Origin of the sequence: Rhizobium beringeri, from assembly GCF_004306515.1 — a bacterium.
In the GTDB taxonomy this organism is placed as follows: domain Bacteria; phylum Pseudomonadota; class Alphaproteobacteria; order Rhizobiales; family Rhizobiaceae; genus Rhizobium; species Rhizobium beringeri.
Window position 1 is genome coordinate 409649 of sequence record NZ_SILG01000001.1, and the last position, 15643, is coordinate 425291.

Below are 15643 nucleotides of genomic sequence, written 5' to 3' on the forward strand. Positions count from 1 at the left end.
GTCGGTTCCGCGCTTTATAATGCAATGCAGCATGATATAAGGACGGCATTGGGGAGGAGGATTGAATGCAGGATAACAGACCACTTTGGGTGCCCTCGGAGGATGCCGTTGCAAAAAGCCCGATCCATGCCTTCATGGAACGCTGCAATGCCGATTTCGGGCTTTCTCTTACTGGCTTTGAGGATCTGCATGCATGGTCGGTGGCCGAGCGGGAGAATTTCTGGTCGACCGTCTGGGATTTCTGCGGCGTGAAGGGAGAGCGCGGCGCAGAGGTGCTTGCCAATGGCGATCGCATGCTGGACGCCCGCTTCTTTCCCGATGCGACGCTGAACTTCGCCGAAAACCTTCTGTCTGGTCGCGGTGACGGCGATGCGATCATCTTCCGCGGCGAGGATAAGGCCGAGGACCGCTGGTCGTGGGACCGGCTGCGCGCGCTGGTCTCGAAGCTGCAGCAGGCCTTCTCAGCACTCGGCATCGGCAAGGGCGACCGCATCGCCGCCATGATGCCGAATATGCCGGAGACCGTCGCCGCCATGCTCGCCGCCGCCTCGATCGGCGCCATATGGTCGTCCTGTTCGCCTGATTTCGGCGAGCAGGGTGTGCTCGACCGTTTCGGCCAGATCGGCCCGAGGCTGTTCATCGCCTGCGATGCCTACTGGTATTCCGGCAAGCTGCAGGATGTCGGCGCCAAAGTCGCCACTGTCACAAAAAACCTGGGTGTTCCCTCCATCATTGTCCACTACGCCGGCGATGCGGAGGCAGTGGCGCGCAAGACGCCGGGGGCTTCAACGCTTGAAGCCTTTGTCGCGCCCTATGCGGCACGGGAAGTCGAGTTCACGCGGCTTGGCTTCGCGCATCCGCTCTACATCCTCTTTTCGTCAGGCACGACAGGCGTGCCGAAATGCATCGTGCATTCGGCCGGCGGCACGCTGCTGCAGCATCTGAAGGAGCAGCGGCTGCATTGCGGCCTGGAGGCGGGCGAGAAGCTGTTCTACTTTACCACCTGCGGCTGGATGATGTGGAACTGGCTGGTCAGCGGTCTCGCCAGCGGCGCAACGCTCTGCCTGTTCGACGGCTCGCCCTTCGCCCCCGATGGCAACGTGCTGTTTGACTATGCCGAGGCCGAAAAATTTGCCATCTTCGGCACCTCGGCGAAATATATCGACGCGGTGCGCAAGGGCGGGCTGACGCCGCGCGCAAGTCACGATCTTTCCAGCCTGCGGCTGATGACCTCCACCGGTTCGCCACTGTCGCCTGAGGGGTTCACCTTCGTCTATGAGGGCATCAAGGAAGACGTGCAGCTCGCCTCGATCTCAGGCGGCACCGATATCGTCTCCTGCTTCGTGCTCGGCAATCCGCTGCAGCCGGTCTGGCGCGGCGAGATCCAGGGGGCCGGCCTCGGCCTTGCCGTCGATGTCTGGAACGATGATGGCAAGCCGGTGCGCGGGGAGAAGGGTGAGCTCGTCTGCACCAAGGCCTTCCCCTCGATGCCGGTGATGTTCTGGAACGACCCTGATGGCGCCAAATATCGCGCCGCCTATTTCGACCGGTTCGACAATGTCTGGTGCCACGGTGATTTCGCCGAATGGACGGAGCATGGCGGCCTGATCATCCACGGCCGCTCGGATGCGACGCTCAATCCCGGCGGCGTGCGCATCGGCACGGCGGAGATCTACAATCAGGTCGAGCAGATGGAGGAGGTGGCCGAGGCGCTCTGCATCGGCCAGGAGTGGGACGACGACGTGCGCGTCATCCTCTTCGTTCGCCTTGCCCCCGGTGTGGTGCTGACGGAGGATCTCGTCAAGGCGATCAAGACGCGAGTCCGCACCGGCGCCTCGCCGCGGCATGTGCCGGCGAAGATCATCGCGGTTGCCGATATTCCCCGCACCAAATCCGGCAAGATCGTCGAGCTTGCCGTGCGCGAGGTCGTTCACGGCCGGCCGGTGAAGAACCAGGAAGCCCTCGCCAATCCCGAGGCGCTGCGGTTCTTCGCCGGGCTAAATGAGCTGAAGGATTGACAGCGATCGGAAACTACAAGCTTTCACCCTCTATCAATCTCCTGTCATGGAAACCTTTCGTTAAGAAAGGTTTGTCAAAGGTGAAACCATCTTGGGGGTCGCACATGAACGAGGCGGCCTGGGGCCTTCTGGCCTCCGAAACATGACGTTGATCGACTGAGCTCTTGTTGAACAGCACCAAATTCAAGGCAGCCTCTGGCTGCCTTTTCTTTATGCGCTTACACTGCCGCGCGTCTTTTCAGACGCGCAAAGCACGGTGCGTTAGCCGGCCAGCACCCGCTGCGACGGGAAGGTGATCTCGACGAGCGTGCCCTCGTTCGGCGTCGAATTGATCGAGAACGTTGCCCGGTTGGCATCCACCATCGCCTTGGTCAGCGGCAGGCCGAGCCCGGTGCCGTCGCCGCGATGGCGCGATTGGGTCGAGGAGACCTGCCGGAATGGCTTCATCGCCTGGTCGAGTTCGCTGCGCGTCATGCCGATGCCGGTATCGCGGACCCTGAGGACGACGCTGCCATTGGTCTCATAGGACGTGGAAACGACGATCTGCCCGCCCGATGGGGTGAAGCGAATGGCGTTCGACAGGATGTTCAGGGCGATCTGCTTGATCGAGCGCAGATCGGCCACGACATCGGGCACCGATTGCGACAGCGCCGTGCGGATGATGACGCGCTGGCCATTCGCCTGCGGCTGTATCAGCGCCACGGCCTCGGAGACCGCCTCATTCAGACCGACGGCATCAAAATCGAGATCCATCTCGCCCGCTTCGATCTTCGAAATGTCGAGCAGGTCGTTGACGATGTCGAGCACGTGCCGGCCGGAGCGGCCGATATCATTGGCATATTCGATATAACGCGGATGGCCGATCGGGCCGAAGCGCTCGCCCGCCATCATGTCGGAAAAGCCGATAATGGCGTTGAGCGGCGTGCGGATCTCGTGGCTGACACGGGCCAGGAAATCGGTCTTGTGGGCGTTGGCGGTTTCGGCCGCACCCTTGGCGTTACGCAGCTCGTCCTCGGTGCGCTTCCACTGGGTGATATCGCGGATGACGGCGCAATAGCCGTTGGAGGAGGTGAGCTGGCCCATCGTCATGAACAGCGGCACGAAGCCGCCAGCGGCCTCGCGGCCGATCACTTCACGCCCGTCGTTCAGCACACTTGCCACGCCATGGCCGGAGAGGCCGTTCAGATAGTCGATGACCGCTTTCTGGCTCTCATGGGCAAACAGCATGACGAAGGGTTTGCCGCGCGTCTCCTGCTCGTCGTAATTGAAAAGCGCGCTGGCCGACCGGTTCATCGAACGGATGTCGCCCTCGGTGCCGATGACGACGACGCCGTCGGTCGCCGTTTCCAGGATCGAGCGCAATTCTTCCACTTCGACCTGAAGCTTGGCGACCTTCTCAACCATCCGCTCGGGGCGGCCTTCGGAACGGCCCTCGGACCGGTTTGCTTCGCCACGGCCGTCTTCCTTGCCTTCCACCGGCATCAACGCCAGCATCAATGCATTGGCGTCTTCCCAGCGCACCGATTGTAGCCGCGCGGTCACCGGCGCCAGCGTATCATCGGCCTTGACGAGCATCATGGTGCCGGAGCCGACAGACTTTTCCTCGAGTTCACGGCGCTGCAGCAGGGCTTCGATGCCGCCCACCTCGCGCAATGCCTCGAGCGAATCGTAGCCCGTCAGCCGCATGAATTCCGGATTGGCATGGATCAGCGCATCGCCGATATGGATAAGCACGGCAACAGGCAGTTGGTCGACCGTGCCCACCGAAAGCCCGTCCGTCATCTTGACGCGCGGTGGAATGAAGCTTGTGAGAACCTCGATCTGGCTGACCGTCTCCTCAAGCCCTTCCGTCGCCTCGTCCTCCGCGATGATTGAAGGCTCTTCGGCGGCGCCGTCGTCTTCGCGCTCGGCCTCGACGGCATTCTCGAAGATCGCCTCCTGCGGCACCATCTCCTCGAGCGGCGGTATATCAGCCTTCTCGGCGGTGGGTATTTCGGCCTCGAACTCTTCGGGTCCTGAGGCCTTTTCGAAGCCGGCGGTTTCGGTGACGGCCGGTTCCATCGGCGCCGGCACGGCAGGCTCGTCCTTGCTGGCGCCGAAGGCTTCGAGGCGCTTGGCGATTTCGCGGAAATTGGCCTGTTCGGCGGCCGTCAGTCCGGCGCTGGCGTTATGGAGCTGAACGATCCTGTCGGAGAAACGGCGATTGGGCGTTTCCGAAATGCGAAGCGCCGGCGGCTCTTGCGGAAGATCGGCTGCGGGCTCGGCGGCGGAAACGTCGCCAGCATCGGCGCTGCCTTCCGCTTTTTCTGCCGCACTTTCCGGGGCAGGGGTCTCGATGGCCGCCTGCTCGGTGGCAATCTCTTCCGGCGCTGGCTCCGTCTGCGGCGCCAGATCCTCAACCTCTTGCGTCAGGGCCGGTTCGATCAGGGGCTCTTCAAGCACTGTCTCCGCTTCGTGCACCACCTCGGTAATGGTCTCGGCCGGCGGGCCGAGACTTGCGGCATCATGGCCGATGCCGTCCGGGCCAAGTGTCAGGCCGAGCGCCAGCGGATCTTCCTGGGCATCGGAAAGCCGGACGACGCCGAAGCCGCGGAACCCATCGAAGTCGCGGTTGCGGGTATAGGTCGGCAGCGCCGCCAAATCGACCGGAACGACGAGGCTGGTGCCTTCGACCGGCCAGAGGATCGTCTTGCCCGACCACGTGTCGCGGCGGGCGAGCGCCTCGGAAAGCTTGCCGTCAGGATCGAGATTGAAGAGGGCGGCGACATCGCCGAAGGCAGATCCGATGATATCGGAGGCGTGCGGACCGACGGCCTCGGCAAATTCGTGGCTGACCTCGTTGAACCGGCCTTCGGCGTCGATCTTCCAGACGAAGCGCGTGGCGCGGCTGTTCGGCCTGAAGACGAAGCCGGGCTCAGCCGCAAGCGGGGGCAGGTCGGTGACCACAGGCGTTGCGATGACGGGCTCTTCTTGGACCGCCTCCGGCGTGTCGTCGACAGGCGTTTCGCTGGCTACAGGCGGTTCCACCGTCTCGGCAACGGAGGCCAAATCGTCCTCGATGACCGCGGCGGGCTCGGAGGCCTCAGCCGCGCTGCTATCGATCATGCCCTCGTCGCTCTCCGGCTTCGCATCCCCGGCAGGAGAAAGCCCATCGTCAACCACCTCGTCTGCGGATGCTAGAGCTGTCCCGGCCGGCTGTTCGCTTTCGCCTGCGATCTCCTCGAGCGTCTCCTCGACCTCTTCGATTCCCGAGACCGCGTCGATGATCTCGGTAAAGCCTGTCGCGGCGACAGGCTCGTCCTGAAGCGCTTCGGCCGGCGGCACGCTTTCTTCCTGTGCGGGCGCATCGACCGGGTCGAGCGCGGGCGCATCGATCCCGTCAAGATGACCGATCGCAGTCTCCACGGCAAAAAGCAGATTGAACGCCGGATCGTCGCTGAGCTTGCCGACCGCGGCCGGAAGATTGCCTCTGCCGGTGGCGACAGGTCGCTTCACCAACCGGTCGGGATGTGCGCCGGCAAGGTTGATCAAGGTCTTTGCCGTCTGCTCGGAGATCCCGAGCGAGGCAAAGCCCGGCGAAGCCGCGATGACCTCGCCATTGGCGCCGATCACCGCCATATGCGTGTCGGGATCATCAAGTCCCTGCAGCATCTGCGCCGCCGATGCGCCGGCCGCGAGTGGCTTTGCTGAGATCGGCACTGAAAACAGGATGGCCTTTTCGCCTTGGGAAAGCCGGATCAGTTCGGCAGCCGCCTGTACCTGCGCACGCTGAAAGCCCTTGGCAACGCGGATCATCAGGCTGCGGCTGTCGCCGATATCGGTCAGCTGCCGCGCGGCGGTTTCCAGCTGGCGGAAGGTGATGTCGGCGCGGTCGACCCCCTGATCGAGCAGGTCATAGACTGCCGAATGGCCGAAAAGCTCGGCACCTGCACCGTTCGCCCAGAGCAGACGGGCAAGATCGGCCGAAAACAGCACCATGGCCTCGCCGCGTGAAAAGCGTTCCCGTACCCGTGCATGCACGGCGATATCGATGAACGGATATTGGACTGCGGGCATGTTCGAACCTTGTCGCTGTCGGCCTTCTTAAATTAACGGCTTATTAATAACTGCGGGGCGCATGCCGGTCCAGAAGAGGAGGGGGTTTTCGGCCGGAAAGGTTAACGTCTTGTGCGCTGCACAATAATTGTTGCAATGCACAATGAAATGTCTTATATAAGCATCATCCAACAAACGCAGGCAGCGGCTGCCTCAACCCAAAGGATGCGACCCATGGCTACCATAAAGACCGACGACGTTTTTTCAATCGCTTCTTTCGACCCGTCCAAGTTCACGGAATCTTTCCGCGAATTCGCCGAAAAGGGCGCTCAGCAGTCGAAGGATGCCTATGCCAAGCTGAAGACCGCTGGCGAGGAAGCCGGCAAGACGCTCGAAGCCACTGTCCAGACGGCACAGGCCGGCAGCGTCGAGATTGGCCTGAAGGCGATCGACATCCTGCGCATCAATTCCGAGAACTCGCTGTCGCACTTCGAAGCGCTGCTCGGCGTCAAGTCGCCTGCCGAATTCTTCGAGCTGCAGACCTCGTTCATCCGCAAGCAGGCCGAACTCACCGTCGAGCAGGCGAAGTCGATCCAGGAAACCACCAAGCAGGTGGCCGAGAAGCTCGCAAAGCCCTCCAAGGACGCCGCCGAAAAGGCCATGGCTTCCTTCAAGGTTGCCTGATCGGTCTTTACCGATCGGAGATAAAGGGCTGGACCTCGCGTCCAGCCTTTTTGTATATTGACGACGAATGGGACTTGAATTCGTCGCCAAGTCCTCGTATTTGACCCCCGTCGCGCCAAGCGCGATTTATGCGGTTGTAGCTCAGTTGGTTAGAGCGCAGGTTTGTGGCACCTGAGGTCGGAGGTTCGAGACCCCCCAACCGTACCATCTCCCCCTTGTCCATATCGAAGACATAGGTAACAGATCTTACCTAAGACATCGGTGACAACCTCGTGGCGAACGGGCACGTCGATCGTTCGCAAAGTCCTCTGTTCGACGGCATGCGCACATCGCCGGCCAGGCGCTAGGCCAGCAGTTCTCTGATCTTCTGGCACCTGCGTGACTATCACCTCGACCGGCTCGGATTGTTGGTTGGCGCAACGCATCGGCCGCCGAGTCCCGCCAGCGCCTCCCGGCCGTCACCTTTGTAGCAGCCGGTCTGCCCGAGATGGCGAATTCCGTTCACGCAGGCTGGTCAATCGCATGAAAGCGAATCTCGCTTGATTATGCCGCTGCCAACTATGCCTTCAAGGATCTCCAGGTGCCTTTTGCAAACCATCTTAACCAGTTCGAGCAGTAACGCAGTTTGTTCTGCGAGCCAGCCAAGCGCTTCCTCGCTGATTTCGAAATGTTTCGAATAGCGCGCCTTCACATATGCCTCGTTCAACGTGTTGAACCAGGCGCGTTCACGATGCTGATCGCGAGGAAATGCCTCAGCTAACCGCCGATCCTGTTCTTCGGCAAGGGAGCGGAGGAATTTGATGTTGTGGGAAGGCGGGCCGTAATTTGTTAGGGTCAGGAGAATGCAGGAATAGGCCTGTTCCAACGCCTGATGGAGCTGGAATGCTGCGACCCGGAGTTCCTTTTCGCTAACGCAAGATATTGCTATCTTTAGAAAAGACCGTGAAAGTGTTAGCCGATCCTCGTAATGTTCTTTCGCAATTCGCAGTCGATCTTCCGACGAAAGCGGTTCGGGCTCGGCCAATGGCTCATCGTCCAGTTCGTAGAGAACGATGCCCTCCTTGCGAATGTCCGAGAAGAAATACTGCCCTTCCTTGAGGTAGGTATTCACCTCCCGCCTGGAATGGACGATGAAGCTCACTGGCGTTTCGATCGAGGCTTCGTGGATCAGCCGGTCCGCTGCCTTGTGCCAGTATTCGGCGAAGTCGCAGAGCTTGCGGTTGTTGACGATGATCAGTAGATCGAAATCGGAGCGATACCCCTTCATGGTGAACGGTTCATCGACCCATCCGCCCTTTGCGTAGGAACCGAACAGGATGATCTTCAGGATCCTGCCGCGCTTCTTGAAATCAGCCGTGCCTTCTTTCAGCGCATCCTCGAATTCCTCGTGGAGGATTTCGAGGACGCGTCCGAGTTCTCGCTGCTTGCGAAGCGGCATATGTTCAAGCGACGATTTCATAAGCAATCGATAGGCGAAAGATCCAATATCGTCTACTGGCAATTTTAGCATCGCTCAACTCTTGTTTTGCCCTTATGTCCCATCCCGTTGCCAACTCCACTCTAGGGATTGATGAAAAGCTTCAAGCGCTTAGGGACAAAAATTGTCTGATTCCGGCGTAGTTGGAACGCTGTGCCATAGGGCGAACAAAGCGTGAAACAGGTTTCAGATTAAACTACCTTGAATAAAATAGTTAAATCGCTTATTTGTCGCAGTTAATGGACCCGCGCGAAAACCGGAGACAAGCGCGGAGCGCGTCAGTCGTTCGGTCTGACTATTGTGAAAGAGCGATGTCGCTCGTTGGTGCAACTGCTCCGGATATGCGAGGACAATCATGGCGATCATGTTCGTCAGAGCGCAGGTGATCAGCCGGGGAGCCGGACGCAACGTCGTCGCGGCCGCCGCCTATCGTCATCGCACGAGGATGATCGACGAACAGGCCGGCACGTCGTTCAGCTACAGGGCCGGGGCCTCCGAGCTGGTGCACGAGGAACTGGCTCTGCCGGATCAGATGCCGGATTGGCTCCGGTCGGCGGTCGAGGGGCGTTCCGTTGCCGGTGCTAGTGAAGCGCTGTGGAATGTTGTTGAAGCTTTCGAGAAACAGGCAAACGCGCGGCTGGCGCGCGAGCTGATCATCGCGCTGCCGGAGGAACTGACGCGGGCCGAGAACATCGCCCTGGCGCGTGAGTTCGTCCGTGATAATTTCACGTCCGAGGCAATGGTCGCCGATTGGGTCTACCACGACAAGGATAGCAACCCGCATATTCATCTGCTGACGACCGTGAGACCGCTGACGGAAGAGGGCTTTGGGCCGAAAAACGCTCCTGTTTTGGGAGAGAATGGCGAGCCATTGCGTTTTGTCACGGCCGGGCGGCCCACGGGTCGGATCGTCTATAAGTCCTGGGGCGGCGACAAGGAAACCTTGCAGGCCTGGAAGATCGCCTGGGCGGAGACGGCCAACCGGCATCTGGCGCTTGCCGGCCACGAGATCCGGCTCGATGGCCGTCCCTATGCCGATCAGGGCCTTGATGGCATCGCCCAAAGACATCTCGGCCCGGAGAAGGCAGCACTCTCCCGCAGGGGTGCCGAGATGTATTTTGCTCCGGCCGATCTTGCCCGTCGCCAGGAGATGGCCGACCGGCTGCTTGCAGATCCTGCGCTCCTGCTGAAGCAGTTGAGCAATGAACGCTCCACCTTCGATGAGCGCGACATCGCCAAGGCGCTGCATCGCACCGTCGACGATCCCGCCGTCTTCGCCAATATCCGCGCGCGGCTGATGGCGTCGGACGACCTCATCATGCTGAAGCTGCAGCAGATCGATGCCGAAACGGGGAAGGTGGCGGAACCCGCCGTCTTCACCACGCGCGAGATCCTTCGCATCGAATATGATATGGCGCGGTCGGCGCAGGTCTTGTCAGAACACCGGGGTTTCGGCGTCTCCGATCGGGTGGTGGCGGCCGCGATCAGACACGTCGAGACCCGGGATACGGACACGTCATTCCGGCTCGATCCGGAGCAGGTCGACGCCGTCCGTCATGTCACCGGCGACAATGGCATTGCCGCCGTGGTCGGCCTTGCCGGCGCCGGCAAGTCGACCTTGCTTGCCGCAGCCCGCGTCGCCTGGGAAAGTGATGGCCGCCGGGTGATTGGTGCGGCCCTTGCCGGCAAAGCCGCCGAAGGGCTGGAAGACAGTTCCGGCATCAGGTCGCGAACACTGGCCGCCTGGGAACTCACCTGGGCCAGCGGTCGCGAATTGCTCGAACGCGGCAACGTGCTTGTCATCGACGAGGCCGGCATGGTGTCGTCGCAGCAGTTGGCCCGCGTGCTTGACATCGCCGAGCAAGCGGAGGTGAAAGTCGTGCTGGTCGGCGATGCGATGCAGCTCCAACCGATCCAGGCCGGTGCGGCGTTCCGGGCGATCACCGAGCGCATCGGTTTTGCCGAACTTGCCGGTGTGCGCCGCCAGCGCCACCAATGGGCGCGCGAGGCGTCGCGGCTTTTTGCGCGCGGCGAGACCGAGAAGGGTCTCGACGCCTACGCGCAACAGGGTCATCTTATCGAGGCGGCGACGCGCGACGAAATCATCGGACGGATCGTTTCCGACTGGACGGATGCCCGTCGCGCGCTCGTTCGGGAATCTGCCGAAGGCGCAAACACGCCTCGTCTTCGCGGCGACGAGCTTCTCGTACTCGCCCACACCAACGAGGACGTAAAGCGTCTGAACGCGGCGCTGCGATCGGTGATGTCGCAAGAGGGTGCGCTCAGTGAGAACCGCGCCTTCCAAACCGAACGCGGCGCGCGGGACTTCGCCGCCGGTGACCGCATCATCTTCCTGGAGAATGCCCGCTTCCTCGAGCCACGTGCGCCCCGTCTCGGTCCGCAACATGTCAAGAACGGCATGCTCGGCACGGTCGTGTCCACCGGCGACAAACGTGGCGACACATTGCTTTCGGTCCGTCTCGACAATGGCCGTGATGTCGTCATCAGCGAGGACAGCTATCGCAATGTCGATCACGGCTATGCCGCGACCATCCACAAGTCTCAAGGGTCGACTGTTGACCGAACCTTCGTGCTCGCCAGCGGCATGATGGACCAGCACCTGACCTATGTGTCGATGACCCGGCATCGCGACCGCGCCGATCTCTATTCGGCAAAGGAAGACTTTGAGGCGAAGCCGGAATGGGGACGGAAGCCGCATGTCGATCATGCCGCCGGCGTCACCGGCGCGCTTGTGGAGTCAGGACTAGCCAAGTTCCGGCCGAATGACGAGGATGCCGACGACAGCCCCTATGCCGACGTCAGGACGGATGACGGAACCATCCATCGCCTTTGGGGCGTCAGCTTGCCGAAGGCGCTCGAGGAAGGTGGCATCTCGCAAGGAGATACAGTCACCCTGCGCAAGGACGGAGTGGAGCGGGTCACGATCAAGGTGTCGGTCGTCGACGAACAAACCGGCCAGAAGCGGTTCGAGGAAAGAGAGGTCGACCGCAACGTCTGGACCGCCAAACGGATCGAAACCGCCGCAGAACGCCAGCAACGCATCGAGCAGGAAAGCCATCGGCCTGACCTGTTCAAGCAGTTGGTAGAGCGCCTGTCGCGCTCCGGCGCCAAGACGACGACGCTCGATTTTGAGAGCGAGGCCAGTTATCGCGCCCAGGCGCAAGACTTTGCGCGACGCCGCGGTCTCGATCATCTTTCGCTTGCCGCAGCCGCGGTGGAAGAAAACCTTTCCCGGCGGTGGGCCGGGATTGCCGAGAGGCGCAAGCAACTGGCGAAGCTCTGGGAGCGGGCGGGCGTTGCGTTCGGCTTCACGATCGAGCGGGAACGACGGGTCGCCTATAGCGAGGAACGGGCTGAACCCCAAACCGTCTTGGAGGCAGACGCTGCCCGCGTCCGATATCTGATCCCGCCCGCCACAGGCTTCGCCAGGAGTGCTGAGGAAGATGCGCGACTGGCTCAGCTTGCGTCGCCGGCCTGGAAGGAACGGGAGGCGCTCCTGCGGCCGCTGTTGGAGACGATCTATCGTGACCCGGATGCAGCACTTGTCGCCCTGAACGCGCTTTCATCGGATACAAGCATCGAACCGCGCAGGCTTGCAGACGATCTTGCCAATGCACCCGATCGGCTCGGCCGCCTGCGTGGTTCCGATCTGATCATCGATGGTCGTGCGGCACGCGACGAACGAAATGCCGCGATCACCGCCTTGACGGACCTACTGCCGCTGGCCCGCGCCCATGCCACCGAGTTCCGCCGGAATGGCGAACGCTTCGATCTCGGTGAGCAGCGCCGCCGCACCCATATGTCATTGCCAATCCCGGCGCTCTCCGAAAAGGCGATGGCACGTCTTACGGAGATCGAGGCAGTGCGCCGGCAAGGAGGTGACGACGCCTACAAGACCGCCTTTGCGCTTGCCACCGAAGACCGCTCGATCGTCCAGGAGGTCAAGGCGGTCAGCGAGGCGCTGAGCGCTCGCTTCGGCTGGAGCGCTTTTACCGCGAAGGCCGATGCGGTTGCCGAACGCAACATGATCGAGCGTATGCCGGAAGACTTGACGAGTATCAGCGGTGAGAAGCTGACCCGGCTGTTCGAGGCCGTGAAGCGCTTTGCCGACGAACAGCATCTTGTCGAGCGGTGGGATCGTTCGAAGATCGTCGCGGCGGCCAGTGTCGATCCGCAGAAGGAGAATGTCCCCATGCTTGCCGCTGTCACCGAGTTCAAGACCCCTGTCGACGAGGAGGCGAGATCTCGCGCTCTGGCCACACCACTGTATCGCCACCAGCGCGCCGCGCTGGCGGCGGTGGCATCAACGATCTGGCGCGATCCGGCCGGCGCCGTCGGCAAGATCGAAGAGCTGCTTCAGAAGGGTTTTGCTGGCGAGCGCATCGCAGCCGCGGTGACCAACGATCCGTCCGCCTACGGCGCATTGCGCGGTTCCGATCGCCTGATGGACCGGATGCTGGCCGCCGGCCGGGAGCGGAAAGAGGCGGTGCAGGCCATGCCTGAAGCCGGGGCCCGCCTGCGGGCGCTCGGTTCGGCCTACGTCAATCTGCTCGATGCCGAACGCCAGGCTATTACTGAAGAACGGCGGCGCATGGCAGTCGCCATTCCCGGCCTGTCGAAGGCGGCGGAGGACGTGCTCATCCGCCTGACGGCCGAGGCGAAGAACAATGGCCGCAAGCTGAGCGGATCTGCCGCTTCTCTCGATCCCAGCATTCGCCGGGAATTCGCCGCAGTCAGCACGGCGCTCGATGAGCGCTTTGGTCGCAACGCCATCATTCGCGGCGAAAAGGATCTCGTCAACCGCGTGCCACATGCGCAGCACCGCGCCTTCGAGGTGATGCAGGAAAAGCTGAAGGTTCTCCAGCAGACGGTCCGCAGGGAGAGCAGTGAGAAGATCATCTCGGAACGGCGTCAGCGGGCTGTCAGCCGTGGGCGTGGCGTCGATATGAATGGCTTTTAAAAAAGACGCCATTGTCTGCTGATCTGAATCCATAATGGATCGCTCTTGGCTGCAGCGTCTCGGTCGCATTATCCTGGCTGGGAAACGAACGGAAGGCAAAGAAGGTATCGCGCCTCAGACGAGCAGAATGCGTTAATCAGACGCGTGGGCGATAAGGGCGTGCCGGCGAAAATGCGAAACGAATTAATTCCGATTGGAGCCGGCATGTTGCTGGAAATGAAGAGATCGTCGCCGACCCGATAACCGACAAGCCAACGCCCCTCTCGTGAGTCCCGGCGTCACGTAGCAATCCTTGAAGAAATCCCCACGCTCACGAAAGTCTCCGTAGTGCCAAACGAAGGTTGAATATCGCTCTACGGCGAAATAGGGCCGCAGGGGGATAAGGTGCGGATCTCACTGATGAATTCGGGAGGCGCAACCAAAAAATTCGGTTCTTATCGTTTCGATGGAACCCATGCCGCACCGGGTCGTTCTCCATGTTAACGGGAGAATACGCATGTCGAAAACCCTTCTCTACGGTGCGACGAAGATCGACGAGACCAACAGCGCTTATGCGCCGGTCGAAAGTCTCGCCCAGTTTCAGTGGAAGAACCGCGTCTTCGTTGTTTTCGCCGACAGGGATAATTCCCGCGCCGCCCGGCAGGAAAATCACCTGCTGGCCGACCGTTCAGCGCTCGATGAGCGTGATCTGGTGGTGCTGAAGATTTCCGGCGCCGGCGTTCGACCGATCTTCGGTGCGGCTGATGGCCTCGACGCCGAAGCGATCCGTCGCGATCTCGAGGCGCCGGAGGTCGGCGAATTCGCCGCTTTCCTTCTCGGCAAGGACGGCACTGTGAAGCTCAAGGCCAGCGAGCCGATTACCGATGGCGAGCTCTTCGCCATCATCGACAGCATGCCGATGCGTGCTGCCGAATCGCTGAAGCCGGACAAATAGCCCCGAAAGTCGCGTAAACTGAAATCATGAAAGGGAGGCGGTCATGTCCGTGCCCAACGAACCCATTCCCGATCAGCCGCCGATGCCCGGGCCTGGCTGGAAGCCGGTGCCGCCGATCAAGGAACCGGAGCCTGACCGGCTGCCCGACGAAGCGCCGGTTCCCAATCCCGACGAGAACGACGAACCGGCAAAACACGCTTCGAAGCTTAAAGAAAGATGTGCCGTTCGGCGCTGACGAGTTCCTGCAGAAAATCGGCAACGCTCCTGACGCGCATGAGGTCGCGCGCCGTTTCGTGATAGGTGGTCCAGTAAGCGCGGCGGATCGAAACCTCCGGCAGGATGCGCTGGAGTTCCGGATACTGCCGGGCGATATAATCGTGCAGGATGCCGATTCCGGCGCCTGATCGTACCGCTTCAGTCTGCCCGATCGCCGTCGAAATTTCGAAGCTGGCATCCCAGCTCCGCATCACCTCGCCGGAGAAATTCAGCGAGGCGGTGAAGATCAGGTCTTCGACGTAACCGATGCGCGGATGCGCTTTCAGCGCGTCGATATCGCCTGGCGTGCCCTGGGAGGCGAGGTAGTTGCGTGAGGCATAGAGGCCGAGCGTGTAGTCGGTGAGCTTGGAGGAGACGAGCCGGCCTTGTTCAGGCCGCTCCAGCGTAATGGCGATATCCGCCTCGCGCTGCGAGAGCGAGAAAGAGCGCGGCACAGGTACGAGCTGGATCTTCAGCTCCGGATGGCGCTCGATCAGTCTGCCCATGCGTGGCGCAAGAAAGGAAACACCGAACCCATCAGGCGCGCCGACGCGCACAGTCCCGGCAATTGCCGTATCTGTGTGGCCGAGGCTGGCCTGTGCTGCGAGCATTTCCGTTTCCATCCGCTCTGCGGATGCCAGGAACACTTCGCCTTCGGCCGTCAGCTCGCAGCCATTTGTGCGACGGATGAAAAGCCGCGTCTTCAGCGCCTCTTCCAGCGAAGTCAGTCGACGCGAAAGCGTGGCGTGATTGAGCCCCAGCCGCTTCGAGGCGGCAAGGATCTGCCCGGTGCGGGCGACGGCGAGGAAAATACGAACATCGTCCCAGTTCATGGCTTGGCACGCATTGCGATCGGATCGACCTCGATAAGCGTCAGCGATGTCACCATGTGCGCCGTCTGGTTCTTGTACTTAAGAAAATGCGGTGTTCGCAGATGGGCCTCGTATGCTTCCTGGTCGGCGTAGACTTCAAGGATACGGATCCGGTTTGGGTTGTCCCTGATGGAAACAGCGCTCAGGGAAAGGACACCATCTTCCAGCGCTAGGGATGCTTCGATTTCTTCCGTGAGCAATGCGCGATAGGTTTCAAGCGTGGCCGGATCGATCTCCAGCTCCGCCATTCTGACCACGGGTTTCCGGCTCATCGGTTTGACCTCCTCTTGGGGTTTGACTTGTTGGCGTGCCGTGCCAAGTTTGAAGCAGCCGCAGCGCCTGATGCAACGACAGGGCTATAATCTACGCACAACGGTTGCTTATATC

9 protein-coding genes and 1 tRNA gene are annotated in these 15643 nt (G+C 61.3%); 6 read left to right on the top strand and 4 right to left on the bottom strand.

Annotation, left to right across the window (positions count from 1 at the left end; translation table 11 throughout):
- Window positions 1-65: 65 nt before the first annotated feature.
- Window positions 66-2018, top strand: coding sequence for an acetoacetate--CoA ligase (locus tag ELH03_RS02130; protein WP_130765932.1), 1953 nt, complete (start codon window positions 66-68; stop codon window positions 2016-2018).
- A 261-nt stretch (window positions 2019-2279) separates the two neighbouring features.
- On the opposite strand, the gene ELH03_RS02135 is transcribed toward ELH03_RS02130, so the two are convergent.
- A complete protein-coding gene (locus ELH03_RS02135; RefSeq protein WP_130765933.1) occupies window positions 2280-6074 on the bottom strand; it encodes an ATP-binding protein in 3795 nt (1264 codons plus the stop codon).
- Between the two features lie 213 nt (window positions 6075-6287).
- Here ELH03_RS02135 and ELH03_RS02140 point away from each other — a divergent pair, with 213 nt between their 5' ends.
- Both ELH03_RS02140 and ELH03_RS02145 read left to right on the top strand, forming a co-directional pair.
- A complete protein-coding gene (locus tag ELH03_RS02140; RefSeq protein WP_003545621.1) occupies window positions 6288-6737 on the top strand; it encodes a phasin in 450 nt (149 codons plus the stop codon).
- A gap of 130 nt (window positions 6738-6867) precedes the next feature.
- Window positions 6868-6944, top strand: a tRNA-His gene (locus ELH03_RS02145).
- Between the two features lie 307 nt (window positions 6945-7251).
- On the opposite strand, the gene ELH03_RS02150 is transcribed toward ELH03_RS02145, so the two are convergent.
- Window positions 7252-8247: a nucleotidyltransferase and HEPN domain-containing protein gene (locus ELH03_RS02150; RefSeq protein ID WP_130765934.1), complete on the bottom strand. Its 996-nt coding sequence runs from the start codon at window positions 8245-8247 to the stop codon at window positions 7252-7254.
- A 322-nt stretch (window positions 8248-8569) separates the two neighbouring features.
- On the opposite strand from ELH03_RS02150, the gene traA reads away from it, so the two are divergent.
- From traA to ELH03_RS02165, 3 genes are all read left to right on the top strand, one after another.
- Window positions 8570-13195: a Ti-type conjugative transfer relaxase TraA gene (gene traA, locus ELH03_RS02155; RefSeq protein ID WP_130806647.1), complete on the top strand. Its 4626-nt coding sequence runs from the start codon at window positions 8570-8572 to the stop codon at window positions 13193-13195.
- A gap of 496 nt (window positions 13196-13691) precedes the next feature.
- Window positions 13692-14129 carry a DUF4174 domain-containing protein gene (locus ELH03_RS02160; protein WP_130765936.1) on the top strand — a complete coding sequence of 146 codons (438 nt, stop codon included), beginning with the start codon at window positions 13692-13694 and terminating at the stop codon, window positions 14127-14129.
- A gap of 43 nt (window positions 14130-14172) precedes the next feature.
- Window positions 14173-14364 carry a hypothetical protein gene (locus tag ELH03_RS02165; protein ID WP_128401352.1) on the top strand — a complete coding sequence of 64 codons (192 nt, stop codon included), beginning with the start codon at window positions 14173-14175 and terminating at the stop codon, window positions 14362-14364.
- Here ELH03_RS02165 and ELH03_RS02170 read toward each other — a convergent pair.
- On the bottom strand, window positions 14336-15217 hold the full coding sequence (locus ELH03_RS02170) for a LysR family transcriptional regulator (protein ID WP_130765937.1): 882 nt from the start codon (window positions 15215-15217) through the stop codon (window positions 14336-14338). The genes ELH03_RS02165 and ELH03_RS02170 overlap by 29 nt on opposite strands.
- Window positions 15214-15528: a putative quinol monooxygenase gene (locus ELH03_RS02175; RefSeq protein WP_130765938.1), complete on the bottom strand. Its 315-nt coding sequence runs from the start codon at window positions 15526-15528 to the stop codon at window positions 15214-15216. The genes ELH03_RS02170 and ELH03_RS02175 overlap by 4 nt, the downstream gene beginning before the upstream one ends.
- Window positions 15529-15643: the final 115 nt, after the last annotated feature.

Coding starts and splice junctions, on each gene's coding strand:
- ELH03_RS02130 (WP_130765932.1), top strand. CDS start 66: ATGCAGGATAACAGACCACTTTGGGTGCCCTCGGAGGATGCCGTTGCA.
- ELH03_RS02135 (WP_130765933.1), bottom strand. CDS start 6,074: ATGCCCGCAGTCCAATATCCGTTCATCGATATCGCCGTGCATGCACGG.
- ELH03_RS02140 (WP_003545621.1), top strand. CDS start 6,288: ATGGCTACCATAAAGACCGACGACGTTTTTTCAATCGCTTCTTTCGAC.
- ELH03_RS02150 (WP_130765934.1), bottom strand. CDS start 8,247: ATGCTAAAATTGCCAGTAGACGATATTGGATCTTTCGCCTATCGATTG.
- traA (WP_130806647.1), top strand. CDS start 8,570: ATGGCGATCATGTTCGTCAGAGCGCAGGTGATCAGCCGGGGAGCCGGA.
- ELH03_RS02160 (WP_130765936.1), top strand. CDS start 13,692: ATGTCGAAAACCCTTCTCTACGGTGCGACGAAGATCGACGAGACCAAC.
- ELH03_RS02165 (WP_128401352.1), top strand. CDS start 14,173: ATGTCCGTGCCCAACGAACCCATTCCCGATCAGCCGCCGATGCCCGGG.
- ELH03_RS02170 (WP_130765937.1), bottom strand. CDS start 15,217: ATGAACTGGGACGATGTTCGTATTTTCCTCGCCGTCGCCCGCACCGGG.
- ELH03_RS02175 (WP_130765938.1), bottom strand. CDS start 15,528: ATGAGCCGGAAACCCGTGGTCAGAATGGCGGAGCTGGAGATCGATCCG.